The 25,729-nt window shown below is 68.5% G+C and carries 18 protein-coding genes and 2 tRNA genes; 9 read left to right on the forward strand and 11 right to left on the reverse strand.

What is annotated here, in order from left to right; translation table 11 throughout:
- Nucleotides 1-69: 69 nt before the first annotated feature.
- The gene (locus ACWGO8_RS05465) at nt 70-3,372 is read right to left on the reverse strand and encodes a rhamnogalacturonan lyase family protein (protein ID WP_452042096.1); all 3,303 of its coding nucleotides are present in this window, start codon (nt 3,370-3,372) and stop codon (nt 70-72) included.
- Nucleotides 3,373-3,636: 264 nt separating this feature from the next.
- Between ACWGO8_RS05465 and ACWGO8_RS05470 the strand changes: the two genes are divergently transcribed.
- Nucleotides 3,637-4,788 (forward strand): diacylglycerol/lipid kinase family protein, encoded by a 1,152-nt coding sequence (locus ACWGO8_RS05470; protein ID WP_452042097.1) that lies wholly within the window; start codon nt 3,637-3,639, stop codon nt 4,786-4,788.
- A complete protein-coding gene (locus ACWGO8_RS05475; RefSeq protein WP_452042098.1) occupies nt 4,785-4,946 on the forward strand; it encodes a hypothetical protein in 162 nt (53 codons plus the stop codon). Before ACWGO8_RS05470 ends, ACWGO8_RS05475 begins: the two co-directional genes overlap by 4 nt.
- Before the next feature lie 231 nt (nt 4,947-5,177).
- On the opposite strand, the gene ACWGO8_RS05480 is transcribed toward ACWGO8_RS05475, so the two are convergent.
- The 5 genes from ACWGO8_RS05480 to ACWGO8_RS05500 form a co-directional block, all read right to left on the reverse strand.
- The gene (locus ACWGO8_RS05480) at nt 5,178-5,423 is read right to left on the reverse strand and encodes a helix-turn-helix domain-containing protein (protein WP_452042099.1); all 246 of its coding nucleotides are present in this window, start codon (nt 5,421-5,423) and stop codon (nt 5,178-5,180) included.
- Complete coding sequence (locus ACWGO8_RS05485; RefSeq protein ID WP_452042100.1) at nt 5,423-5,923, reverse strand: DUF2975 domain-containing protein; 501 nt, start codon at nt 5,921-5,923, stop codon at nt 5,423-5,425. Before ACWGO8_RS05485 ends, ACWGO8_RS05480 begins: the two co-directional genes overlap by 1 nt.
- Before the next feature lie 166 nt (nt 5,924-6,089).
- Nucleotides 6,090-6,986, reverse strand: coding sequence for an ion transporter (locus ACWGO8_RS05490; RefSeq protein ID WP_452042101.1), 897 nt, complete (start codon nt 6,984-6,986; stop codon nt 6,090-6,092).
- Between the two features lie 105 nt (nt 6,987-7,091).
- Complete coding sequence (locus ACWGO8_RS05495) at nt 7,092-8,306, reverse strand: glycosyltransferase 87 family protein (RefSeq protein WP_452042102.1); 1,215 nt, start codon at nt 8,304-8,306, stop codon at nt 7,092-7,094.
- 2 nt (nt 8,307-8,308) lie between these two features.
- Nucleotides 8,309-8,950: a DUF1345 domain-containing protein gene (locus ACWGO8_RS05500; RefSeq protein ID WP_452042103.1), complete on the reverse strand. Its 642-nt coding sequence runs from the start codon at nt 8,948-8,950 to the stop codon at nt 8,309-8,311.
- A gap of 196 nt (nt 8,951-9,146) precedes the next feature.
- Between ACWGO8_RS05500 and ACWGO8_RS05505 the strand changes: the two genes are divergently transcribed.
- The 7 genes from ACWGO8_RS05505 to ACWGO8_RS05535 all read left to right on the forward strand — a co-directional run bounded on the left by ACWGO8_RS05505 (nt 9,147) and on the right by ACWGO8_RS05535 (nt 21,128).
- Nucleotides 9,147-10,943, forward strand: coding sequence for an acyl-CoA dehydrogenase (locus tag ACWGO8_RS05505; protein ID WP_452042104.1), 1,797 nt, complete (start codon nt 9,147-9,149; stop codon nt 10,941-10,943).
- Nucleotides 10,944-11,056: 113 nt separating this feature from the next.
- Complete coding sequence (locus ACWGO8_RS05510) at nt 11,057-11,470, forward strand: nitroreductase/quinone reductase family protein (RefSeq protein WP_452042105.1); 414 nt, start codon at nt 11,057-11,059, stop codon at nt 11,468-11,470.
- 52 nt (nt 11,471-11,522) lie between these two features.
- Nucleotides 11,523-12,716, forward strand: coding sequence for a serine hydrolase domain-containing protein (locus tag ACWGO8_RS05515; protein ID WP_452042106.1), 1,194 nt, complete (start codon nt 11,523-11,525; stop codon nt 12,714-12,716).
- Between the two features lie 110 nt (nt 12,717-12,826).
- A complete protein-coding gene (locus ACWGO8_RS05520; protein ID WP_452042107.1) occupies nt 12,827-14,317 on the forward strand; it encodes an APC family permease in 1,491 nt (496 codons plus the stop codon).
- Nucleotides 14,314-15,219, forward strand: coding sequence for a universal stress protein (locus ACWGO8_RS05525; protein ID WP_452042108.1), 906 nt, complete (start codon nt 14,314-14,316; stop codon nt 15,217-15,219). The genes ACWGO8_RS05520 and ACWGO8_RS05525 overlap by 4 nt, the downstream gene beginning before the upstream one ends.
- Nucleotides 15,216-19,931 carry an NAD-glutamate dehydrogenase gene (locus ACWGO8_RS05530; RefSeq protein ID WP_452042109.1) on the forward strand — a complete coding sequence of 1,572 codons (4,716 nt, stop codon included), beginning with the start codon at nt 15,216-15,218 and terminating at the stop codon, nt 19,929-19,931. Before ACWGO8_RS05525 ends, ACWGO8_RS05530 begins: the two co-directional genes overlap by 4 nt.
- A 57-nt stretch (nt 19,932-19,988) precedes the next feature.
- Nucleotides 19,989-21,128 carry an epoxide hydrolase family protein gene (locus ACWGO8_RS05535; RefSeq protein WP_452042110.1) on the forward strand — a complete coding sequence of 380 codons (1,140 nt, stop codon included), beginning with the start codon at nt 19,989-19,991 and terminating at the stop codon, nt 21,126-21,128.
- Between the two features lie 93 nt (nt 21,129-21,221).
- On the opposite strand, the gene ACWGO8_RS05540 is transcribed toward ACWGO8_RS05535, so the two are convergent.
- The 5 genes from ACWGO8_RS05540 to ACWGO8_RS05560 form a co-directional block, all read right to left on the reverse strand.
- A tRNA-Met gene (locus ACWGO8_RS05540) sits at nt 21,222-21,295 on the reverse strand.
- A gap of 33 nt (nt 21,296-21,328) precedes the next feature.
- Nucleotides 21,329-21,400, reverse strand: a tRNA-Thr gene (locus tag ACWGO8_RS05545).
- 121 nt (nt 21,401-21,521) lie between these two features.
- Nucleotides 21,522-22,526, reverse strand: a complete 1,005-nt coding sequence (locus ACWGO8_RS05550; protein WP_452042111.1) for a sugar ABC transporter permease — start codon at nt 22,524-22,526, stop codon at nt 21,522-21,524.
- Nucleotides 22,526-24,145, reverse strand: a complete 1,620-nt coding sequence (locus ACWGO8_RS05555) for an ABC transporter permease subunit (protein ID WP_452042112.1) — start codon at nt 24,143-24,145, stop codon at nt 22,526-22,528. Before ACWGO8_RS05555 ends, ACWGO8_RS05550 begins: the two co-directional genes overlap by 1 nt.
- Before the next feature lie 79 nt (nt 24,146-24,224).
- Nucleotides 24,225-25,460: a sugar ABC transporter substrate-binding protein gene (locus ACWGO8_RS05560; RefSeq protein ID WP_452042113.1), complete on the reverse strand. Its 1,236-nt coding sequence runs from the start codon at nt 25,458-25,460 to the stop codon at nt 24,225-24,227.
- Nucleotides 25,461-25,729: the final 269 nt, after the last annotated feature.

Consider the following 25,729-nt stretch of genomic DNA (forward strand, 5'->3'; position numbering starts at 1 on the left):
GCGGACACCCGAGAGGGCCGGTCCGATTGGACCGGCCCTCCCTGGCCTCTCCGTTGAGCCTGCGCCCGGCTAGCGGACCAGCGTGAAGGTCACGGTCGTGACGTTGCCCGCCACGTCGTACACCTTCAGCTCGTTGCTGCCGAGCTGCGCGCCGGAGGCGCCCGGCCGGATGTTGTTGAGGTTGGCGTTCTTCCGATCGGCCAGGTCCTGCTCCACGCCGTTCAGCGTGACCCTGGCGATCTTGCCGTCGTCGTAGACCCGGAACGACACCTTCGTGTAGACCCCATCGGCGCCCTTCGAGTCCGGCTTCACCGAGACCTCAGGCGACGTGGTGTCGGCCTTGACGACGACGATGTCGGTCCGCTTCGCCGGCAGCTCCGCCTCGTCGCCGAGGTAGAAGCTGGCGAACCCGACCTGGTCGTACCCGGTGTTCTTGTTCGCCACGCCGTCGCGGTACATCGGGTCGTGCATCAGCGTGCGGATGCCGTACTCGGTCGGCGCCAGCGTGGTGACGATGCCGAGGCGGTTTCCGCTCGCCCGGAGGATGAGCTCCTCGCGCCAGTCGCCGAACATGTCGGCCTTCAGCGTCGGCGTGCTCTTGTTGCCGGTCGAGGTCATGCCCGTCGCGAGGTACGACGAGGCCGCGAAGGTCTGGTCGTTCACCGTGCTGATCGTGGCACCGTTGACGGCCATGTGCGTGAGGCCGCCGCCGAACCAGATGGCGTTGAGGCCCTGCGCGATGCCGCGAGCGCTGTTGGTGGTCGCGAGGATCTCGCCCGTGACCATGCTCCTGACCTCGCGCGTCGCGCCTGCCGATCCGGCCTGTGCGCCGGGCCAGCGGTTGGAGTAGTTGCCCGCCACGCTGCCCTCGTCGTCACTGCCCGAGTAGGTGCCGTAGATGAGCGAGTTCTCGTAGATGACCTCCCCCTGCTCGTTCAGGCGCTTGCCCTTCATGGGGTCGTAGCCCGCCGGGCCGGGGATCCAGCCGCTGTGCACACCGGTGCGGAGGTCGTCCAGGAGGTGCTCCTCCATGCCCGACCACTCGCGGATGTTGTTCTCCTTGTCGACCGGCAGCAGGGCGCTGCGGTCGCCGTGGCGGAGCGGAGCCCACACGTTCTTCGGGTTGTTCCGCACCTCGTCGGTGGCGAACTGGAACTCGCCGGCGACCGGCGGCACGCCGTCCTGCCCCTCGATCGTGGGCATGACGTCACCGTTGAGGACCTTCGGCAGGATCTTGGTCTTGTCGGCGTTCAGGCCGAGGACCATCGCCTTGAGCACCACCTCTTCCCATCCGTCGCCATCGAGGTCGGCGGACGCGGTGAAGTGGTTCCCGCGGTTCTGGTAGTCGTAGGCGCTGCCGCCGAGCGACCAGTACTGCGAATCCGCCGAGTCGAAGCTCGCCTGCAGGTTGACCTGGCCGTCCACGATGTTGAAGGCGGCGAGGGTCGTGCGGTGGTAGTACCCGCGTTGGGAGACGGCGTACTTGTTGACGCCGTCGAGCGCGGCCACCACGCCGACGTAGCGGTTCGGGCGGTTGCCCTGGGCGTCGCCCCACGAGGCGGCCTTCCAGGGGTGCTCCAGCCAGTAGACCTCCGACTGGGCGAGGATCTGCGCCTTGTAGTCGCTCGTCGACGTGCCCGCACCGGGGCCGGGGAAGGCCAGGTACGAGTAGTTGCCGCGCTGCGACGCGGGCGTCATGGCCCAGTTCTCACCGTCGACGCTGGCCCGGTACGGGAAGGGGTACTTCTCGCTGTCGACCAGCACGCCCTTGGCGGCTCCCGGGTCCCACTCGAACGCCGAGAAGAACTCCTGGTCGTCCTTGGCGGGGCCGATCGGGCCGACGTGGTACGTCTTGATCCAGCGCTTCAGGGCCGGGTCGTTGGGCCCGTCGTTGCCGCCGCCCGAGGTTGGGCTGCGGTAGGCGATGCTGAAGCTGTTCAGGAGCGACCAGTAGGTGTCGAGCGCCTGGTCGTTGCCGGTGGCGAAGTACTCCTTGAACTTCTCCGTGGTGGTGGCGAGCCCGTCATCGCCGCCGACGACGGTCTGCAGCGTGTCGGGGTAGACGACCGACTGCGACGCCTCGTCCCAGTTGCCGATCCGGGTGCCGAGGGCGGTCTTGAGCATCAGCTCCGACTTCCCGTCACCGTCGAAGTCCTCGGCGAACAGCGTGGTCTCGTGGTCGTTGGCCGCGCGCACGTTGTAGCCCATGTCGACGCGGAACAGCAGGGTGCCGTCCTGCTTGTACACGTCCACGTACTCGGGCGCGGTCGTGGTGCTGCCGCCGCCGAAGATCGGCTCCGAGTACATCGGGTCGACCTGGGTGCTGCGCCACTTCACGACGATCTCGTACTCGCCGTCGCCGTCGAAGTCGCCGACCGTCATGTCGTGCGTCGAGTACGTGCCGCTCTGCGCCGTGGAGATCGCGCCCGAGCTGGTCTTCGCGTACGGGAGCTTCGTGCCCGAGTCGAGGTTCTCGACGTACTTGATGAACTCGGCCTCGAGCTCGTCGTAGAGCGCCTTCGTGATCTTGCCGTCGACGAGCCCGTTCACCAGCGGCCGCGCCGATGCGTAGGTGGCGACACCGAGGGCGTTGGGGGTCGTGTTCTTCTGGTTGAGCGCGGCGACCCAGCCCTCGAGCTGCCCCTGCGTGACCGACGCCTGCTGCTCGTATGCCGACCGGAAGCCCTTGAGCAGGTCCATGTCGACGACGTACCAGTTCTGGCCGCCCGTGCCCGGGATGACCATGCTGGCCGCGTTGAGGTTGCGGTTCGGGCCGCCGAACTCGTTGGCCGTGCCGCGGTAGGTGAAGTGCGCGAGCGGTACGGGGGCCGGCGCCGGCTTCAGCGGGATGTAGTGCACGGCACCGCGGTTGGCCTGGCCGGCGCTCCCAACGAGGGACGAGAGCATCGGCACGCTCATGCCCTGGCGCTCGCCCTCGACGCCGTCGACGACCGGGGCGACCTCGTAGACGGAGGTGAGCACGCCGTCGGCGTCCGTGTAGTTCGACGGGGTGCTGTCCTCCTTCACGACACCGGGGTTCGTGTCGTAGTCGCTCTCGGGCTGCACGTCGCGAGGGGCGATGGTGGCGATCTTCTGGAAGGCCGCGTCACCGTCCTTGCGGTAGACGTTCCACGAGAGGCCGTCGGGCTCGTCGCCGAGGAAGCGCCAGCTCAGGAAGATGCCGTCCGCGGACTGCGCCGCGACGAGGCCTCGAGTGAGGTACTCCACGGGGCGCAGGTCGGACTTGGGAGCGGCGAGGGCGGGAACGCTCGCGCCGAACAGCGAGAGCCCGACAGCCACCGAGACCGTGAGTGGGAGGGCCTTGCGCCATGGATTTCGTCTGGTGGATCCGGGTGATGAGGTGGTGACCATGCCTGCCTTCTTCGTCGAAAGTGACTGGGTTTCCGTGCCCAGCGTCATTCCGGGCATGGCGGATCGCCCGTCGAGCAGGTCGTGGTGGCCATCGCTCGCCGTCGAGGGACATGGCAGGAATACGCTTTCCAATCACGAAACTATGCCTCGTCCATGAAGGGTGTCAAGAGCGAATCGAAACGATTCAGGCACTCGGTTTTGGCATGCCGCGGCATCCGTCGTCAAGGCCTCGTGACGCCGGAAGTGCGCCCGTAGGCTCAGCCCATGCCCTCTCGCTCCCGTGCTGCCGTGGTGTACAACCCCGTGAAGGTCGACGGCGACGAGCTCCGTCGCGCGATCGCCGCCGAGCCCGCCGCGGCCGACTGGGACGAGACGGTCTGGTTCGAGACGTCCGTCGAGGACCCGGGCGGCGGCCAGGCGAAGGCGGCGCTGGATGCCGGTGCCGACATGGTCATCGCGGCCGGTGGTGATGGCACGATCCGCGCGGTCGCCGAGGTGCTCGGGGGCACCTCGACGTCGCTCGCCCTCCTGCCCTCGGGGACGGGCAACCTGCTCGCCCGCAACCTCGACCTGACGCTCGACGACCTCGCGAACTCCATCAACGTCGCCTTCGCCGGCGCCGATCGACGCATCGACCTCGCCTGGGCGGAGCTGCGCAGGGAGGACGGCTCGACCGACCGCGCGGCGTACCTCGTCATGGCGGGCTTCGGGCTCGATGCGAAGATGCTCTCCAACACCGACGAGGAGCTGAAGGCGAAGGTGGGCTGGCTCGCCTACGTGGCCGCCATCCGCACCGCGCTGCGCGACGAGAACCGCATGCGCATGCGGTACCGGCTCGACAGGCACCGGATCCGGGACCTGTCGGCGCACACGCTCATCATCGGCAACTGCGGATCACTGCCGGCCAACATCCTCCTGCTCCCGACCGCGGCGATCGACGACGGGCGATTCGAGGCGGTGTTCCTCCGCCCCGAGAGCGCCTGGGGCTGGACGCAGATCATGGGCAAGGTGATCTGGGAGAACGGCGTGCTCCGCCGCACGCGGTGGGGCCGCAAGTTCGTCGGCCGCGACGTCGACGCGCTCCGCTACGTGAAGGGCCGACGTCTCGAGGTCGTGCTGAGCCGCCCCGAGGAGATCGAGCTCGACGGCGACGGCTTCGGCCGGGCGAGCGCCCTGCGCACGTGGATCGACGCCGGCGGACTCACCGTCCGCGTGCCGCCGGGCGAGCACCACCCGAGCGTGGAGCGTGCGGACCCCCAGCAGCGTCGCGAGACGCAGCCCGAGGGGCCGCCGCCCGCCGAGGCGCTGCCCGGCGAGGCCGAGGACGCGGAGCTGCCCGGCGAGATCACCGGCGACGACGATCTGGCCGAGGATACGACTTCGGAGGGCGCCAGGATCTCCGCAGCGACCTCGTGATCGCGGGCGCGCAGGCACCCGGCACCGACTGGGCGCACTACGCCTACATCGCAGCGGATGCCGCGCTCCTCGTGCTCCTCGTCGCGCTGGCCGCCGACACGGTCCGACGCCTGCTGCCGGCGACGGCCGCGGCCCCGCGTCAGCCCGTCGACGCCTGACACATCCGGGCCGTCGACGACTGCACACTGCGGCGCCGCGAGTCAAGACCCGTGGTGAGGATTTCTCGAATCACTCGCTCATCAGTGAGAATCAGTGCGGCGAAACGATGACAGGGGAGATTTTCGTCTCGCCACCTTGGCGGGCCGGGCGCCCCCACCTGAGGATCTGGGGAGATCCGGGGCGGCCCGACCCGCCACTTCGCGTCCGCGGCACCTGGGTCGCCGATACCGCTAGCCCGTGGCATCCGCCCGACCGAGGTCGGCGTCGTCGTCGCCCGGAACCCACTCGAGCAGGTCGCCCGGCTGGCAGTCGAGCACGCGGCACATCGCTTCGAGCGTGCTGAACCGCACCGCCTTGGCGCGCCCGTTCTTCAGGACGGCGACGTTGGCGGGCGTGAGTCCCACCTGCTCGGCGAAGTCGCCGACGCTCAGCTTGCGCTTCGCGAGCTGGACGTCGATGCGCACGATGATCGGCATCAGATCACGTCCGCGAGGTCGGCGCGGATCGTCGCGGCCTGCCCGAGGAGCGCGCGCATCACGATCATGAGCAGGAGCACGACGCTCGTGGCGAGGCCGATGCCGAACAGCACGACCGGGATGCCCGGGTCGCGGAGCTCGGGCGTGAAGAAGTTGAAGCCGGCGACGTAGCCGAACACGACGAGCATCAGCAGCCACACGGCGGCGATCGTCCAGACGATGGCGTCGACCCAGGCGAACGCCTGCTCGCTGAAGATGCGTTCGCCCCGCACCAGGTCGAGCAGCCGCCAGATGCACACGATGATCACCTGCACCGCGACCAGGACGAGGAGCGAGAACCCCAGCACCAGCCACGGGATGTGCGCGAACTCGGGCCGCACCTCGCGCGCCGACTCCATGAACTGGCCAGGCACGCTCAGCACCTCGGCGACGATCAAGCCGAGGAACAGGAGGACGAGCAGCACCTTGAGCGGGACGATGACGCGATCGAGCTTCAGCATGCATCGATGCTCGCGCCATTCCTATCGTTTGTCAATAGTTTTCGATCGTTCCGTTCTCCACCGATGGGCGATCAGCGGATGCCGCAGGACGAGCGTGGTGGCGCCGGCCATCTCCTCCGACGCGGCCGATTGGGAGAACCAGGCGCTCGTGCATGCAACCGCCTGGTCAGGGCGGCGGCTGCCCTTCGCCCCCGCGGCCCGTTCCGCCCTCCGATCGATTCAGCAGCACTCGGATCGAGTCGAGGTGCTCCTCCGAACGGGTGAGCAGCGCGCGGACATCCTCGAGCGTGGCGTCCGTTTCGAGCTGCCGTGATCCGGATGCGTGGGCCTCGACGGGCGCGTCCTCGGCCGGCTCGACCGCGGGCGAGAGTTCGGCAGCAGCATCCGAGGAAGCGGATGCCTCGTCCTCGTCCTCCTTCCTCGGCGACAGAAAGAGGTTGGCGAGATATCCGGTGAAGGTGCCGAAGATGCCGACGCCCACCACGATGATGACGGCCCCGGTGATCCGGCCGGGGTTGGTGACCGGGTAGCGATCGCCGTAGCCGACGGTCGAGATCGTGACGATCGTGTACCAGAGGGCGTCCGATGCCGTGGTGATGTTCGCCCCCGGCGCCGACTCCTCCAGGTAGAGGATGGTGAGGCTTCCGAACTGCATCACCAGCACACCCATGAGCAGCAGTGCGTACAGGGCACTCCCCGCCCGGTCCCTGACCAGGGTGCGCCAGATCTTCCGTGGTCCGACTTCGCGCATCAGACGGATGACCCGGACGACGCGGAAGAGCCTCAGGACCTTGAACTGGGGGAACGGCAGGCTCGCCAGGAGGTCCGCCCACCCGAAGTGCCGGAAGAAGTAGGCGCCACGGTGCGGGGCGGTCGCCAGTCGGTACCCGAAGTCGGCGAGGAAGATGGCGCTGAACACGACGTTCATGACCAAGAGCACTGTGTCCAGTGCCGCGTCGTGGATCACGTACATCAGGACGAGATTGACGATCGACAGCAGCGACAGCACGCCGACGAAGATCTCGTAGCCCGTGCCCTTGAGTTCGCTGCGCGCCCTCGCCATGCGCAGATTGTGGCACGCGCACTGCGTGCGGCCCTGCCGCCACACTGGACGCATCGGCGCCCTTGCGCGTTCCAGCCTCGTGATTCGTTCCGGCCGCGAGACGAGTCAGGCGGGCGGCATCCGTTCCCCTCGGCGCAGGATCGCCGCGCACACCACGCTGACGGTCGCGGCGACCAGCGAGGCGGCGAAGATCCGCAGGAGCGACGGCCAGGTCGTGGTCACGAATCCGTCGCCCGCCGGAGCGATGCGGAAGACGACGATCCACCACAGCGCGAGCACCGACACGGCGATCCAGGCGATCGCCGACCGTGGCCGTTCGCTCACGTGGGCCGTCCACCACCAGAGCGCGGGCAGCGCGAGGATCACGTAGAAGTAGTGCGAGACGGGCAGAAGCAGGATCACCAGGAACGTCACGTTGAACAGCGAGATCACGGGCGGCCCCGGCCGGACGAGCGCGATCACCCCGAGCGCGGCGACCCAGGCGACCAGGATCACGGTCGTCGCGATGCGCAGGGCGGATGACTCGGTGAGCGGTTCTGCCATCGGCGTGTCGCTGAACAGCATCCGCGGCAGCCCCCACACCGAGTTCGCGGCCAGCAGCGGCTGTTCCGCGCCCGCGAACGGCGCACGGATCATGTCGACGACCGCGCCGGGTCCCCCGGTGAGCAGTGCGAGCGCGACCGCGATGAGCGCGGCGACCGCCACACCCATCCACTGCCGGGCTCGTGACGCCCAGCCCGAGCGCAGCAGCCAGGCTGCGATCAGCACCGGCCACGTCTTGATCACCGCACCCAAGCCGAGCATCAGCCCCGACGTGAACCTCCACCCGCGCGTCTCGGCGAGCGCCGCAGTGACGAGGGTGAGCAGCACGAGCAGCTCGACCTGGCCGGCCCACAGGTCCAGGCTCGTCGGGACGCTCCACAGCAGGGTGACCATCGCGAGCAGCCCCACCGCGCCGGCGCGCAGGAGGTCGCCCCGCGGCGCGCATGCGAAGGCCCCGATCACGCAGGCGGCGATGCCGGCGACGATCCGCATCGCGGTCCACGCGGGGATCGCGGCATCCGTCGAGGCGAACGGGGCGAGCAGCAGTGCGACCAGCGGCGAGTAGAAGTAGCCGGAGACGGAGTAGGGACTCTCGCCGGCCAGGATCGCCTGCGCGGCGGGAAGGAAGAAGCCGCCGAGGTCGGGCTGCTGGTCGCCCGCCGCGGCGGCGAAGCGCTGCACGCCGAACGCGACGGCGGCGATCGCCGCGGCCACCCAGACGCCGGCCGTCAGCCAGGTGCGCGCGCGCGGGGTCACGTCACGCGCTGAGGCCTTCACGCTCACGCGATGCCCGCGACGAGGTTGATGATGCTCGCCAGGATGACCGACCCGAACACGTAGGCGAGCAGGGTCTGCGCGATGACGATCCGGCGGATCTCATTGGTGCGCACGTTCGTGTCGGCGACCTGGTAGGTCATGCCGAGTCCCACCGCGAAGTACGCGAAGTCGGTGTACTCGGGATCCTCATCCTGGTTGAAGTTGATCCCACCGACCGGCTCGGCGTACCACCGGGCGGCGTAGCGCAGCATGTAGTCCACCTGCACGAGTGCCCATGAGGAGACGACGCTCACGAGGGCGATCCCCGCGAGCAGCAGCGCCTCGGCCTGCGACCGCTCCCGCGTCTGGATGAGCACGATGCCGACCGCGCCGAGGCTGACGAGCGAGCCGATGAGGGCGATGAGCCGCGCGAGCTGGCGCCCCGGGTCCTCCCCCGTGGCATGGGCGCGGGTCTGCGCCGCATCCATGGGCCACACCGTCAGGAGCACCCAGATCACGCTGGTCAGCGCGAGCACCGCCCACCCGACGAGCAGCGCGGCCGCGAAGCCGAGGAAGGGGATGGTCACTGCGGCGGCCACGACGCCGGCGACGACCGCGACGACCGCGCGGACGAGCGTCGACGGCGGCGACGGGTTGCGGCTCACGGGGCCATGCTTCCACGACCGGGTGGTGTGTGCCTCGAACCGGGCCGAACCGATGAGTTCCCGATGACGCGATGATTCACCAGCCGGACCACCCGATTGCCGGATGCCACAACCGCGCCGCCGTCTCGGCGGACACGCATCGTCGATCGCGACAGAGTACGCCACCCCACCGGATGCCCCGGTCTACAGTCCGAACATGAATGATTTCCGTCCGCCCGTTGCCGACCTCGCCTATGCGCTCAAGCACGTCGTGGGCTACGACCAGGTCGAGCAGCTCCCGGGCTTCGAGCACGCCGACTTCGAAACGGTCTCCGAGATCCTCGATCAGTACGGCGACTTCTCCGCCGAGGTCATCGCCCCCACGCTCCGTGCCGGCGACATCGAGGGCGCTCAGCTGAATGCCGACGGCACCGTGACCACGGCCACCGGCTTCAAGGAGGCCTACGCCGCCTACGTCGACGCGGGCTGGGGTTCGGTTCCCCTGCCCGAGGAGTTCGGCGGCGGCGGGTTCCCGCGGACCGTCGGCCTCGCCATCCAGGAGCTGACCACGACCGCGAACATCGCGTTCGCGCTCGGGCCGCTGCTCACGCAGGGCGCGATCGAGGCGCTCCTGCACTACGGCAGCGACGAGCAGAAGCAGGCCTGGCTGCCCAAGATGGTCAGCGGCGAGTGGGCCGGCACGATGAACCTCACCGAGCCCCACGCCGGCTCCGACGTGGGCGCGCTCACCACGAAGGCCGTGAAGCGCGCCGACGGCACCTACGGCATCACCGGTCAGAAGATCTTCATCTCGTTCGGCGACCACGACCTCAGCGACCAGATCGTGCACCTCGTGCTCGCCCGCACGCCCGACGCGCCCGCCGGCACGAAGGGCATCTCGTGCTTCATCGTCCCGAAGCGCCTCGTGAACGGGGACGGCTCGCTGGGCGAGCGCAACAGCGTGCACACCGTCGGCCTCGAGCACAAGATGGGCATCCACGGCTCGCCCACCTGCGTGCTGTCGTACGAGGACGCGACCGGCTACCTCATCGGCGAGGAGAACTTCGGCATGCGCATCATGTTCGTCATGATGAACAGCGCCCGCCTGTCCGTGGGCATGCAGGGCCTCGCCGTCGCCGAGCGCGCGTACCAGCAGTCGCTCGACTACGCGAAGGAGCGCATCCAGGGCCGCGCGATCGGCGCCACGCAGGACTCGCCCATCATCGACTTCCCCGACGTGCGCCGCATGCTCATGACGCAGAAGTCCTACATCAACGCGCTCCGCCGAATGATGCTGCTGAACGCGGTCTACGTCGACCTCTCGACGAACCACCCGGATGCCGCGACCCGCGCCCGCGCCGACGAGATCGTCGGCCTGCTCACCCCGATCTGCAAGGCCTTCGGCACCGACCTCGGCAACGAGCTCACGTCGCTCGCGCTGCAGATCCACGGCGGCATGGGCTTCATCGAGGAGACCGGAGCCGCCCAGCACTACCGCGACGTGCGCATCACCGCGATCTACGAAGGCACGAACGGCATCCAGGCCGCCGACCTCGTCGGCCGCAAGCTCGGCATGCGCAACGGTGCCTCGTTCCTCGAGTTCATCGCCACGATGCGCGAACTCGACGGCGAATTGTCGGCCGCCGGCGACGACTTCGCGTCCATCCGCGCTCAGTTGAACACGGGTCTCGACGTGCTCGAGCAGACGACCGGGTGGATGCTGCGGACCGGCGTCTCCGACCCGAACTCCGTGCTCGCGGGGTCCAGCCCCTACCTCCGCATCTGGGGGCTCGTGGTCGGCGGCTGGCTGCTCGCGAAGTCCGCGCTCGCCGCCCGCGGGCTCAACGGCGACACCGTGGCGGCGGCCCAGTTGCCGCTCGCCCGGTTCTACGCCGAGCAGCTGCTGCCCGCGGCATCCGGGCTCGTCGGCGCCGCCACGGCCGGATCGCGCGACCTGTTCGCGCTCGACGCCGACACGCTCGCCGACGTGGTGCGGCGCCCGGCACGCGTCTGACGCGTCGCACGACCGACACCCTCGGGGGTCGCACCTTTCGGTGCGACCCCCGCTGTCGTCGGCGTCGGGCGCAGAGGCGGAAGATTCTGGATTGCGTCGGTGTTGACGGCTGTATGGGTTGGAATGACGACGTCGTGGAGACGTTCCGCAGGAGCAATGGCACCGAGAACTACTGGGGTCCGAAGCTGATCGTCCTGCACTCGATCGGAGCGAAGTCGGGTCGCACACACCTGAATCCCGTCGTCGGTTTCCGCGACGAGCTCGGGTGGCGAGTCGTCGCGTCGAAGGGTGGCGCTCCGGAGCATCCCGCGTGGTACTACAACCTTCGGGCGAACCCGTCGTTCGAGATCGAGGCGCTCGTGGACGGCGAGGTCGTGACGGTCCCGGTGACCGCGACCGAGATCGTGGGCGACGCGTGGCAGGAGGCGTACGGCGCGATCGCCGCCGAGGAGCCGCAGTTCGGGGGCTACCTCCAGAAGACCGATCGCCGAATCCCGGTCTTCCAGCTCACTCCTCGCGAGGCCTGAACCGCGTCGACGGCGCCAGACCGCGCAGGCGAACGAGCGCTACAGTTCCCACATGAGGCTTGCGGGGGTTCTCGTCCTGGGTGCGCTGCTCCTCGTCGGCTGCACGGCCGGTCCGACACCGACGCCGACGCCGAGTTCGACGCCGGTCCCAGAAGCGTCCGGATGCCCCGGCGGAACGAGCTCGCGCGAGGACCTCTGCCTCGCCGACACGACGATCGCTGACGAGCTCAGCGGCATCCTGCACTCGCAGTTCACCGACGCCCAGCTGAACGCCGTCATCGCGGGCGTCTGGCACGACGGCGAGCCTGTCCTCGTCGGCGCGCTCGGCGAGTCGATGACCGGCGTGCCGGCGACGGCCGACATGCACCACCTCCTCGGCAACCTCTCGACGCCGATGTTCACGACCGTCGTGCTGCAGCAGGTCGAGGCCGGGGAATTGTCGCTCGACGACCCGCTCTCCACCTGGTTCCCGGACCTGCCGGCGGCCGACCAGGTCACGATCGACATGCTGCTGCACCATACGAGCGGCTACCCGCACTACACGGAGATCCAGTCGTTCCTCGATCGGCTGTGGGCCAACCCGTTCCAGCACTGGGAGATCCAGGACCTCGTGGACATCGGCGTCGCCGGCGGACCGGTGTTCACCCCCGGCACCGACTGGCTGTTCTCGGACACGAACACGCTGATCCTCCAGCAGGTGATCGAGAAGGTGACCGGGCGTCCCGCCGGCGAACTGCTCCAGGAGGACATCTTCGACGCACTCGGCATGGACGACTCGACCGCTGCCTTCGACGCGAACTGGCCGTCACCCGTGCTCCACGGGTACAGCGACGAGCGCGGCGTCTGGGAGGACGTCACCAACTGGAGCCCGACGTGGACGTACACGGCGGGCGGAGTCGGCGCCGACCAGGAGGACGTGCGCGTATTCCTCGACGCGCTCGGCGACGGCTCGCTGCTGAGCCCCGAGCTTCATGACCAGCAGTTCGCACCGACGACCGCGGGCCTCGGGCCATGGACGGATCAGCAGTACTGGGCGATGGGCTTCCTCCAGCTCGATGGCTGGGTCTTCCTCAACCCGGGCCTGTCCGGGTACTACGGCGCCGGCGGCACCATCCCGGAGGAGGGCTGGACGATGGTCGTCTACACGACCCCGAGCCAGGGCGGCGACCAGTCCGCGCCGACGGCGACCGACATCTTCCGTCAGTTCACCGCCCTCGTCACGCCGGAGCACTCGCTCGAGCAGTAGGAGGCGTCCCGGACGGGATCGAGGCGTCCGGAGGTCGGACGGGACACCGGGCTCGACATCGAGCCTCCCGAGCGAGAAACTCGGACAAGAGCGTTCAAGGGGGAGCGTCCATGTCCGATCAACGTCTCGGGCTCGGTGCCCAGCTGCTGCGACGCAAGCCGATCATCTTCCAGCATCATTTCCATCCCGGTACGGAGCTCCCGCGAAAGCTCGGCACGTTCCAGCTGATGATGTTCGGCGTCGGTGCCACCGTCGGAACCGGCATCTTCTTCGTGCTGAGTGAAGCGATCCCAGTGGCCGGGCCGGCGGTGATCATCTCGTTCCTGCTCGCGGGCCTCGCGGCCGGCTTGTCGGCTCTGTGCTACGCAGAGCTCTCCTCCTCGATTCCGGTGAGCGGATCGACATACTCCTTCTCGTACCACGCACTCGGCGAAGGTGTCGCGGTCCTCGTCGGCGGGTGCGTGCTGCTCGAATACGGTCTGGCCGTCTCGGCGGTCGCAGTGGGCTGGAGCGGCTACTTCAACGAGCTGCTGCGCCTCTTGTTCGGGTTCCAGCTGCCGACGGAGCTCTCGATCTCGTTCATCCCCGGCGACGACGGCGGGGCCACCGGCGGCATGGTCAACCTGCCGGCCATCGTGCTGGTGGCCCTGTGCATGCTGCTGCTCATCCGCGGTGCTTCGGAGTCCGCGACGATCAACGCGATCATGGTGTGCATCAAGCTCGGCGTGCTGGCGCTGTTCATCGTGATCGGACTCTCCGCCTTCAACGCCGACCACTTCGACAACTTCTTCGGCCAGGCCGCCGGCATCAGTGGAGCGGCCGGAGTGATCTTCTTCTCCTTCATCGGACTAGATGCGGTCGCGACCGCCGGAGAGGAAGTGCGCAATCCGCAGAAGGCGATCCCCCGCGCCATCATCGGCGCCCTGTTGATCGTCACCACGGTGTACGTCCTGGTGTGCATCGCGGGGCTCGCCGCGATGCCGGTGGAGTGGTTCGCGACCCCGGAGGCCGGCGAAGCCGGACTCGCGAAGATCATGGAGCTGGTCACGGGCACGCCGATCTGGGCGACGATCCTCTCGGCCGGCGCGGTGATCTCGGTGTTCTCGGTCACGCTGGTGACCCTGTACGGCCAGACGCGCATCCTGTTCTCGATCTCTCGCGACGGCATGGTCTCCAGGAAGTTCCTCGCTGTCAGCCCCAAGCACGGCACGCCGGTCTACAACACGGTCGTCGTGTCGATCCTGGTGGCGCTCGTGGCAGGATTCGTGCCCTCCGACTACCTCTGGGACAGCGTCTCGTTCGGCACCCTGGTCGCGTTCAGCGCCGTCGCGATCTCGCTCATCGTGCTGCGGCGCCGGCATCCTGAGCTCGAGCGCCCCTTCAAGGTGCCGCTGTACCCGGTGGTGCCCATCCTCACGGTGGCCGTGTGCATCTACGTGCTCGTGAGTCTCCGCCCGATCACCTGGGTCATCTGCCTCACGTGGCTCGCCGTGGTGTTCGTCTTCTACCTCGCGTACGGCCGGCGCCACGCCGTGCTGAACGACTACACCTCCGAAGAGGAGATCTCGGAGCCGATCCATCCCGAGCTGGAGGAGCGGTGACCTACGTCGTCGGGTACGGCCCGCACAACAACGATCGCAGCGCGATCGAGCTCGCGTGCCAGCTCGCCCGCTCAGTTCCGGGCGACGTGCGCGCGGTCTCCGTGGTTCCACAGGGATGGGGAACACCGGCGGCGGGTGGGACCGACCGCGAGTTCGAGGCGTGGGCCGCAGGTGAGGGCGAGCTCAGCGCCGCCGAGGCGCGCCACGATCTGGCCGAACACCCGACCATCGAAGGATCCGCCGCCTGGGTGAGCGACCGTTCGGTGCCTCACGCCCTCCTGGACGAGGCAGCCCGATCCGACGCCTGGATGCTCGTCGTCGGTTCCAGCGGCGATGCCGAGCCGGGCCGCATCCGACTCAGCTCCAAGACCGACCGTCTGGTGCATTCGTCACCCGTCCCCGTGGCGATCGCTCCTCGCGGCTATCGCACCGATCACCCCGTGACACGGGTGACCGTGGGATTCCGCGACGATGACGCGAGCTGGTCCCTGCTGGCGCGCGTCGCCGAGATCTGCCACCGGGCTTCGGCGCACCTTCGCGTGGCCACCTTCGTCGTCGCACCACCGCGCCGACCGGTCACGGCCCGCTCGAGTCACACCGAGACCCAGGTGATCGACCTCTGGAAGGCCCAGGCCGCGAATGCCCAGCGCGAGGCGAAGACCTACCTCGACTCGCAGGGGTTCGACGAGACCTCGCTCGAGTTCGCGATCGCACAAGGTCCCGACTGGGGGCGGGCGATCAGGAAGCTCGACTGGGAGGATGGCGACATCCTGGCCGTCGGCTCGTCAGCGACGCATCCGGTGGCTCGCGTGTTCCTCGGATCGAGCGCGACCAAGATCATCCGGTATGCGCCCGTCCCTGTGGTCGCGGTCCCCGGCACCGCGACAGAAGGCCGAGCATGACCGCGCCGGTGCTGGCCGAGGAGCTTCGTCGCGCGCTCCCATCGGACGGCTTCGAGGGTCGGGAGCCACGCGACGTCACAGGGGCGCTCACCGCGCTGACGGCACTCGCCGACGACCGTCGTCCCGGCGAGGCTCGCGTGGCCGTGTACACGCCGACACTCATGGAGAACGGGTGGACGTCGCGCCGCACGATCGTGCAGATCTGCACCGACGACTCACCCTTCCTCGTCGACTCGGTCACCGCGGCCATCGCCGACGCGGGCCTCACCGTCCACCTGCTGCTGCATCCGATCCTCTCGGCCGGCCGGGACGCCGACGGGCGCCTCCTGGCGATCGGCACCGACGACGGCTTGCGCGAGTCGTGGATGCACATCGAGACGGACCGCATCCCCACGGACGAGCAGCGCGGGGCGCTGCAGGCGCGCCTCGGGTCCGTACTCGCCGACGTCCGCGCAGCGGTGGACGGCTGGAGCGCCATGCGGCGCACCTGTCTCGGCATCGTCGCCGAACTGCGCACCTCCCCTCCGATCGGGGTGGCCGCGGAAGCCGTCGCCAGCACCGTCGAGTTCCTCACCTGGCTCGCCGACGACCACTTCACCTTCCTCGGCTATCGCGAGTACGCGCTCGACGTGGTCGACGGCGAGGACGTGCTGCGTCCCATTCCGGACAGCGGTCTCGGCATCCTCCGCGATGCGCCCACCCGGGTCGCGCATCTCCGCCCGGAAGCCCGGGCGACCGCGCGAGCCCCTCGGCTCCTCACCATCACGAAGGCGAACTCCCGCTCGACGGTGCATCGGGCGGTGTACCTCGACTATGTGGGAGTGCGCACATTCGACGAGGTGGGAAACGTCACCGGCGAGCGTCGCCTCATCGGGTTGTTCACCTCGACGGCCTACGCGTCGTCCGTGCTGATGCTCCCTGTCATCTCGGCCAAGGTGAGCGCCGTGCTGGAGGCGTCCGGACACGCGCGCGGTTCCCACTCCGCGAAGAACCTGCTGCAGATCCTCGAGGACTACCCGCGTGACGAGCTGTTCCAGGACTCGCCGGAACACCTGCTCGACGTCACGACGCAGGTCAGCAAGCTCCAGGAGCGGCGGGGTTCACAGGTGTTCGTCCGCAGTGACGAGTTCGGCCGCTTCGTTTCGGCGCTCGTGTACTTGCCGCGCGATCGGTACAACACGCCCGTCCGACTGCGCGTGGAGTCCATGCTCACCGAGGCCTACGGCGCCGAGTTCATCGAGCACACCGCGAAGGTCGGGGATTCGCCACTGGCCCAGCTGCACTGCACACTGCGGATGCCGCGAGGCGTCGACATCCCGTCGGTCGATGTCGCGGAGCTCAACGCCGGCCTCGAAGCCGCCATCCGCACATGGGACTCCGAGTTCGTCGACGCCCTGCACCGCGTGCACGACGAAGAGGTGGCTGCCGGGCTGTTCACCCGATACGGCGCCGCCTTCCCGGAGTCGTACAAGGACTCCACGACGCCTGACGAGGCAGTCGCGGATGTCGGGCGCATCGAGCGGCTGGACGACTCCGGCGGAATCGCGGTGCACCTGTACGCCGCGGGCGACGATCCCCGCCTGCGGTTCCTCAGGGTCGTGAGCACCGCCTCGCGGCCGCTCACCGAGGTGCTGCCCATGCTCACCGCGCTCGGCGTCCAGGTGCTCGACGACCGCCCCCAGGATGTGACCCTCATGGACGGCTCGACGAGGCACATCTCCGACTTCGCCCTGAGCCTGCATGACGCCGAGATGTGGGACGACGACGCCCGTGCAGCGGCGTTCGAGCAGGCGTTCCTCGCGATCTGGTCGGGCGCCGCCGAGGGTGACAGCCTCAACTCGCTCGTCCTCCGGGCGGGCGTGGACTGGCGTGACGTCGTCATCCTGCGTGCGATCGGCGCCTACCTGCGACAGATCGGCTCCGCCTTCTCGATGGAGTACACCGACCAGGCGCTCACCGCGAACCCAACGCTCGCGGCGGGCCTCGTCCGCGTGTTCCGGGCCAGGTTCGACCCCGACACGGCCGACGGCGGCACCGGCTACGAGCAGGTCCGCGACGAGCTGCTGCGCGCGCTGGACGATGTCCCCAGCCTCGACCACGACCGCATCCTCCGCGCCTTCGTCGGCACGATCGACGCGACGGTGCGCACGAACTTCTACCAGCGCGACGTCGAAGGCCTCCCCAAGTCGTGGGTGTCGATGAAGCTCGAGAGCAAGCGCGTCCCGAACCTGCCCAAGCCGCAGCCCATGGCCGAGATCTGGGTCTACTCGCCCGAGGTCGAGGGTGTGCATCTGCGCTTCGGGAGGGTCGCCCGCGGGGGCCTACGGTGGAGCGACCGACGCGAGGACTTTCGCACCGAAGTGCTCGGGCTCGTCAAGGCGCAGATGGTGAAGAACGCCGTGATCGTGCCGACGGGCTCGAAGGGCGGGTTCGTCGGCAAGCGGCTGCCCGACCCCGCGGTCGACCGGAGCGCCTGGTTCGAAGCCGGCACGTCCGCGTACCGCCTGTTCATCCGCGGGCTCCTCGACATCACCGACAACCGCACTGCCGCGGGGATCGTCCCGCCGCAGCGAGTCGTGCGCCACGACGGCGACGACCCGTACCTCGTGGTGGCCGCCGACAAGGGGACCGCGACGTTCTCCGACATCGCGAACGGCGTGTCGCAGGAGTACGGCTTCTGGCTCGACGACGCGTTCGCCTCGGGCGGGTCGGCCGGCTACGACCACAAGGCGATGGGGATCACCGCACGCGGAGCGTGGGAGTCGGTGAAGCGGCACTTCCGCGAACTCGGCCTCGACACGCAGGCCGAGGACTTCACCGTTGTCGGCATCGGCGACATGTCGGGCGACGTGTTCGGGAACGGGATGCTGCTCTCGGAGCACATCCGACTCGTCGCCGCCTTCGACCACCGTCATGTGTTCGTCGACCCGGAACCGGACTCCGCAGCCTCCTTCGGAGAGCGCACGCGCCTGTTCCACCTGCCGGGGTCGTCGTGGGCGGACTACGACGCCTCGCTCATCTCCACGGGGGGTGGAGTGTTCCCGCTCAGCGCGAAGTCGATCCCGGTGTCGCCGCAGATGCGCGCGGCGCTCGGACTCGACGACGGGGTGGCGGCGCTCACGCCGAGCGAGCTGAAGCGGGCCGTGCTCCTGGCCCCGGTCGACCTGCTGTGGAACGGCGGCATCGGCACGTACGTCAAGGCCTCGACCGAGACGAATGCCGAGATCGGCGACCGGGCGAACGACGCGATCAGGGTCGACGGCGTCCAGTTGCGCGCCCGCGTGGTCGGCGAGGGCGGCAACCTCGGGGTGAGTCAGCGCGGACGCATCGAAGCGGCGCGCGCCGGCAGGCAGATCAACACCGATGCCATCGACAACTCCGCCGGCGTGGGCATCTCGGACCGCGAGGTGAACATCAAGATCCTCCTCGGCGAGGCCATCCGCGCGGGTGACCTGACGATCGACGACCGCAACGCCCTGCTGGCGTCGATGACCGACGAGGTGGCAGCGCAGGTGCTGCGCGACAACTACGAGCAGAACGTGCTGCTCGGAAACTCCCGTGCGAACGCGGCCGTCATGCTGCCCGTGCACGAACGGCTGATGGAGGCCCTGGAGGCGCGTGGGGAGTTGGATCGCGAGATCGAGTTCCTGCCCGACCGCACCGACGTCGCCGAGCGCATCCAGCGGGGCGACGGGCTGAGCCGCCCGGAGTTCGCGGTCATGGTCGCGTATGCGAAGCTCGCGCTCAAGTCCGACCTCGCCGCGACCGACCTCGCCGACGATCCATGGTTCGGCGGGACCCTCGCCGAGTACTTCCCGACCGAGCTGCGGGAGCGCTTCTCGGCGTACCTCGACGAGCATCCGCTGCGCCGGGAGATCATCGTCAACGCGGTCGCGAACTCGATGGTCAACCGTGGCGGGATCACGTTCGCCGACCGCGCCGCCGCCGAGACGGGAGCCACCACCGAGCAGATCGCCCGGGCGTACGTCGCCGCGCGCGAGATCTTCGATCTGCGCGGATTCGTGATCGCGGTCGAGGCCAGCGACACCCTGGTCGACACGAGCACGCAGAGCGTGCTGTACCTCGACTTCCGGCGACTGCTCGATCGGGCCGCCCGGTGGTTCGTGCAGCGCCGGTCCGACCGGGTGGACATCGGGGCTGAGATCAGGAGGTTCGAGGGTCCGGTCGCGATCCTCTCGGACCGGCTCGCCGAGTTCTTCCGTGGTGAGGAGGCGGACCAATTCGCGAACCGCAAGGCCGCGCTGCACGCCGCGGGAGTTCCCGAGGATCTGGCGCACCGCGGAGCCCGCCTGCTCGAGGCCCTCCGCCTGCTCGATGTCGTCGAGCTCGCGCAGGCTCGCGGGTGGGACCTGGACGAGGTCGCCCGCACCTACTTCCAGCTCTCGGGCGAGATCCGGTTCGACGACCTGCTGACCAGCGTCTCGGGGCTCCCGCAGGAGGGCCGCTGGCAGTCGATGGCGCGCGCTTCGCTGCGCGACGACCTGTACGCCGTGCTCGTCGAGCTCACCGCCTCGGTGCAGTCGCATGCGGGTGACGTCGAGCTCGAGCAGCGGTTCGCACGGTGGCTCGAGGGGGGTGGCATCCCCGCGAAGCGCGCGGTCGATGCCCTCGCCGCGGCGAGCGCCGTGACGGACCCCGACATCGCCGTGCTGTCGGTCGCCCTCCGGCAGTTGCGGTCGCTGGTCCGTTAGCGGTGCAGTTGTCCGTGACACCCGACCGACCATCATGAGCTCGAGAAGGGTTCCTGCATGAGTGTCGATCCCGAACCGTTCACGATCGCCATCGAGGACGACGTCCTGAGCGATCTGCGCGCCCGACTGCGCAGCACCCGTTGGCCGGATGACGCGCCGGGGGCACCGTGGAGCCAAGGCACCGATCTGGCGTACTTGCGGCGGCTCACCGACGACTGGGCGGACGGATTCGATTGGCGCCGGCAGGAGCATCGCCTCAATGCGTACCCGCAATTCACCGCCGACATCGCGGGCGCTCGTGTGCATTTCGTCCACCGACGAAGCGGAAGACCTCCGCTGCTGCTGACGCATGGGTGGCCGAGCTGCTTCGTGGAGATGCTTCCGCTCGTGGACCGATTGTCCGATGAGTTCGATCTGATCGTTCCGTCGATGCCGGGTTACGGCTTCTCGTCCCGTCCGGCGGAGGTCGGCATCGATGCGGTGCACACCGCGGGCCTGTGGATGGAGCTGATGAACCGTCTGGGCTACGAACGCTTCGGCGCGATCGGGGGCGACTTCGGCGCGGCCGTCACGACGCATCTGGCCCTGTCGGCCCCCGAACGCCTGACGGGGATCCTGCTCACGACACCTGAGATGAGGCCGGCGCTCGGGCCGGACGCTCCGCCGCTCACCGACGCCGAGCGGGCGTACCTCCAGCACGTCGAGCACTGGGATGCCACCGAGCGCGGGTACAGCAGCATCCAATCCACCCGCCCGCAGACGCTCGGGTACGGCCTCTCGGACTCACCCACGGGTTTGGCGGCCTGGTTGATCGAGAAGTGGCGCAGCTGGAGCGACAGCGACGGCGACGTCGACCGGCACTTCGGGACCGATTTCCTGCTGACCGTGCTCACGCTCTACTGGTCCACGAACTCGATCACCTCGTCGATGCGGGACTACTACGATTCGCGGTGGCACAGCACGCCGCTGACGAGCACTGACTACGTGACCGTGCCAACGGCGGTATCTGTGTTCGCCCACGAGTTCGTACCCGAAGGCGAGCCACCTCGCGAGTGGTACGCGCGGCTCTACAACATCCAGCAGTGGACGGTGGCACGGCACGGCGGGCACTTTGCTGCAGTAGAGGAACCCGACATCCTCGCGGGGGACATTCGAAACCACTTCAACCGAAACGCCTCGCCTGCGAAGGGCAGTTGACGCCCGGCGAAGGTGCCTCAACCGCCACCGGATCGACTCGAACGAACGACGGTCGGGGCCCAGCGGCCAGAGATCCGCGAGAATCTGCTGTTGTAGCGAGGGCGGGACTCGAACCCGCGACACCACGATTATGAGCCGTGTGCTCTAACCACCTGAGCTACCCCGCCGGGAGGTTTCGCCGGCGATGCCGGGAGAACCAGAGCCCCGAGTCAGGATTGAACTGACGACCCCTTCCTTACCATGGAAGTGCTCTACCACTGAGCTATCGGGGCGTGTGCCGAACTCGGCAACCGTACGAGGATATCACCTCGCGGGGCCTGCTCCGAATCGGCGGCCGGATGCCGCGGGGCCCGTCTTCGATCGCGCGAAGGGCCGCCCGCGGCATCCGCTCGGCTACTTCACGGCGCCCGCCGTGAGGCCGCCGACGATGTACTTCTGCAACCAGAGGAACAGCACGACGACGGGCAGCGCGGCGAGCACCGCACCGGCCGAGAACGCGCTCCAGTCGGCGTAGCGCGGGTTCGACACGAGCTTCGTGAGGCCCACCGCGAGCGTCTGCTTCTCGGTGTCGATGAGCATCACGGATGCCACGGCGAACTCGTTCACCGAGAAGATGAACGACAGCAGCGCCACGACCGCGAGGATCGGCGCCACGAGGCGCAGGATGATCGTGAAGAAGATGCGAGCGTGGCCCGCGCCGTCGATCTTCGCGGCCTCGTCGATCGACGCCGGGATGGTGTTGAAGAAGCCGTACATGAGGAACGTGTTCACGCCGAGCGCGCCGCCGAGGTACACCATGATGAGGCCGACGTGCGTGTTCAGGCCGATCGCCGGGAACCAGTCGCTGACCGCGCTCATGAGGAGGAAGATCGCCACCACGGCGAGCATCTGCGGGAACATCTGCACGACCACGATCGAGATGAGTCCGAACCGGCGGCCCGTGAAGCGCATGCGCGAGAACGAGTACGCGGCGAGCGCGCCGAGGAACACGGTGCCGACGGCGGTGATGCCGGCGATGATCAGCGTGTTCGCGAACCACGTCGGGAACGGCACCTGCGGGTCGGAGAGGATCCGCACGTAGCTGTCGAGGCCGAGCTGCGAGAACAGCGCGTTCGATCCGGTGAGCGTGCCGTGCGGGTTCAGCGACGACGAGATGACGAACACGATCGGGAAGAGCGCGAACAGCAGCATGACGACGCCGACGACGTGGCGCCATCCGGTCGCCGTGAACCACCTGCCGAAGTTGAACGGGCGCTTCGGGGCGACGTAGCCGCCGCCCGACTTCTGCGCATCCTTGATCGCGCGCTCGCGAGCGTCGGCGTCGATTCCCGCGGCCAGGATCTCGCCTTCGACGGCGAGGTTGTCCGCCCATGCGCCGCGCTGGGTCTCCTTGGCCATCAGTTCAGCTCCTCGAGGCTCTTGGTGCGACGGAAGGCGATGATCGAGATCACCGCGACGATGATGAAGATGATGATCGAGTAGGCGCTCGCGAGGCCGTAGTCACGCGACTGGCCGGTGAAGGCCACCTTGTAGACCATCGTGATGAGGATGTCGGTGAACCCGACCGGGATCGGCGCGTTCGAGTCGCGCGGGCCGCCGTCGGTCAACATGTAGATGGTGTTGAAGTTGTTGAAGTTGAACGCGAACGACGCGATGAGCAGCGGCGCCACGGTCACGAGCAGCAGCGGGAGCTTGATGAGCCGGAACACCGCCCACGGCCGCGCGCCGTCGACCGTCGCCGCCTCCTGCAGCTCGTCGGGGATCGACTGCAGCGCGCCCATGCAGACGAGGAACATGTAGGGGAAGCCCAGCCACAGGTTCACGATGAGCACCGAGAGCTTGGCCATCCACGGGTCGGTGAGCCAGGGCACGGATGCCCCGCCGAGCAGTACCTGGTTGATGAACCCGAAGCTCTCGTTCATCATGCCCGCCCAGATCAGGGCCGACAGGAACGACGGGATCGCGTACGGCAGGATCATCAGCACTCGGTAGTACTTGCGTCCGCGCATCCGCATGTCGTTGAACACGATCGCGAGGAAGAGGCCGAGGAAGAACGTCGACGCGACCGAGATGAGGGCGAAGGCGAACGTCCAGAGCGTGACGTAGACCAGCGGCTGCGCGAGGCGGGGATCCGAGACCGCGCGCACGAAGTTGTCGAAGCCGACGGTGATCTGCCAGCCGGGCAGCAGCTCGTCGCCGTCGGCGGAGGTGAAGGCGCCCGTGCCGATGTCGGAGTAGACCGTGCCCGTCGTGACATCCGTCATCGTGCCGGCGGCCTCGTCGTACTCCAGCGTCGAGACGTACTGGTAGGCATTGGACCCGTCGGGGGTGCGAAGCGCGCCGTCGTTCGGGTCGTCGGAGAACGGCACCGCGAGCTCGGTGATCTCGTCGGTGCGGGCGAGCACGTCGGCGAACTGGAGCGACGTCCAGCCGTCGACCGCGACGGCCTTGTCGCCGTCGAACTCGGCGTCGACGGGCTCGAGCGGCTGGTCGTTCGTGCCGACGTAGGCGTCGCCGTCGGGGTCGGTCACGAGCAGGCCGAGCGTGCCGAGCTGGTCGACGACGGTCACGGGGTAGGTCGGCGAGTCCTCGACGCGCTGCAGCGACGAGGCCATGAGCGACGAGACCGCCTGCTCCTTCGAGCCGTTGTGGCCCGTGCCGTAGTTGGTGAAGGCGATGTAGCCCGTGTAGACGAGCACGAAGACCTGGAAGAGGACCAGGAAGATGATGCCCGGCGTGAGGTACTTCGCCGGGAGCTTGCGTCGGGAGAAGTAGATCCAGTTGACGAGCGCGGCGACCGCGGCGACCACGATCGCGATGAGCCACTGGCCGAAGCCCGCGAGCACGAGCACGGCGTACACCGCGATCGCATCGAGGATGCCGAGGAGCACGAGCTTGAGCAGCAGCATCTTGATGCCGCCGGATGCCGCGTCGGCGATGTTCGCCGCCTGACGCTGGCGCTTGGTGGGCTTCGGCGGTGTCTCCGTGGTGACGTCGTCGTCGATCGTCGTGCTCATCTGGTGCTCGCTTCCTCGTCGAACGTGAGTGCTCCGGGCCGGGTGCCGCTGCGGCATCCGACCCGGAGACGACTCGTCGTTACTTGGCGTCGATCGCGGCCTGCACGTCGCTGGTCAGCTTCTGCCAGGTCGCGGTCGGGTCGGCACCGTTGATGATGTCGGCCTCGGCGATGCCCCAGTACTGCCACACCGAGCCCATGGCCGGGATCGCCGGCATCGGGACGGCCTCGGCGCCGACGGCGGCGAAGCCCTCGATGATCGGGTCGCTCGACGCGGTCTCGGCCGCGGCCGAGAGCGCCGGGAGGACGTTGCCCGCCTTGAAGAGCTCGAGCTGCACGTCCTCGGTGCCGAGGTAGTTCACGAGGAAGTCGTTCGCGGCGACCTTGTTCTTCGACTCGGAGGAGATGAAGAAGCCCTTCACGCCGGCGAACGGCGCGGCGGCCTCACCGGTCGGGCTGGGCACGGTGTCGATCGCGACGTTGATGCCGCCGTCGATCGCGGCGCCCACGTTCCACGGGCCGGTGAGCCAGAAGGCCGCGGTGCCGTCGAGGAAGGCCTGCTTCGCGATGTCACCGTCGATGTCGGTGTTGAAGTTGCCGGTGCCGTTCTTGCCCTGCGACGAGAGCCAGGCGGCGAACTGCTGGCCGCCCTCGTTGCCGAGCTGGAGGTCGGTCGAGTCGTAGCCCTGGTCGTTCGTGCCGAAGACGGGAGCGCCGAACGCGGTCTGGAACGGGTAGAGGTGGTAGGGGTTGCCCTCGGCGCCCTGCTCGACCACGAACGGGTGCGCGAGGCCGGCGGCCTGGCCCTTGGCGATCATGTCGTCGAAGCTCGTCGCGGCCTCGGGGATGAGGTCGGCGTTGCGGAGCACCGCGATGTTCTCGACCGCGTAGGGGAGCATGTAGGTCGTGCCCTCGTAGGTCGACGCGTCGATCGCGACCGGGAGGTAGTCGGCGGCGGAGTCGCCGAGCTCGATCGGAGCCACGACGCCGTTGGTCGAGAGCTCGCCCAGCCAGTCGTGCGCACCCATGGTGATGTCGGGGCCCTTGCCGGTCGGAACCTGCTGGATGAAGTCGTCCTTGATGTCGGCGTTGTCCTTGCCGACGAGCTCGACCTCGACGCCGGTCTTCTCGGTGTACGCCTCGGCCGCGCCCTTCAGCGCGTCCACGCGCTCGGCGTCGACCCAGACCGTGAGCGTGCCGCTCGACGACGCCTCGGCGTCCGATCCGGCGTCGCCGCCGGCGCAGCCCGCGAGGCCCAGCGTCACGACGACCGCGACGGCGCCTGCAGCGAGGAGGCCCTTCTTGTTCACCCTCATTGGTGTGCCCTTCTCAGTGTGCGTGAGGAATCGGCGCCTTCGCCTGGTGTGGGGTTGGGATCCCCGTTCCGCCCGTTTCCGAGCGGAATCGCGCACCGTGCCGAAAGGCCGTTCTTCCGTGTGGAGTACTCGCAGATGTGCAAGCGATTACAGGTATACCTTGCGTGACGTTCATTACCAAACCGGACGCCCAGCATTGATACCGGTTCGTAATCTCCGCATGACGCTTCGATGTTGCAAGCGTTTCCATGCTGTAACGAGATGTCGTA

This window comes from Agromyces sp. NPDC055661, assembly GCF_053618135.1.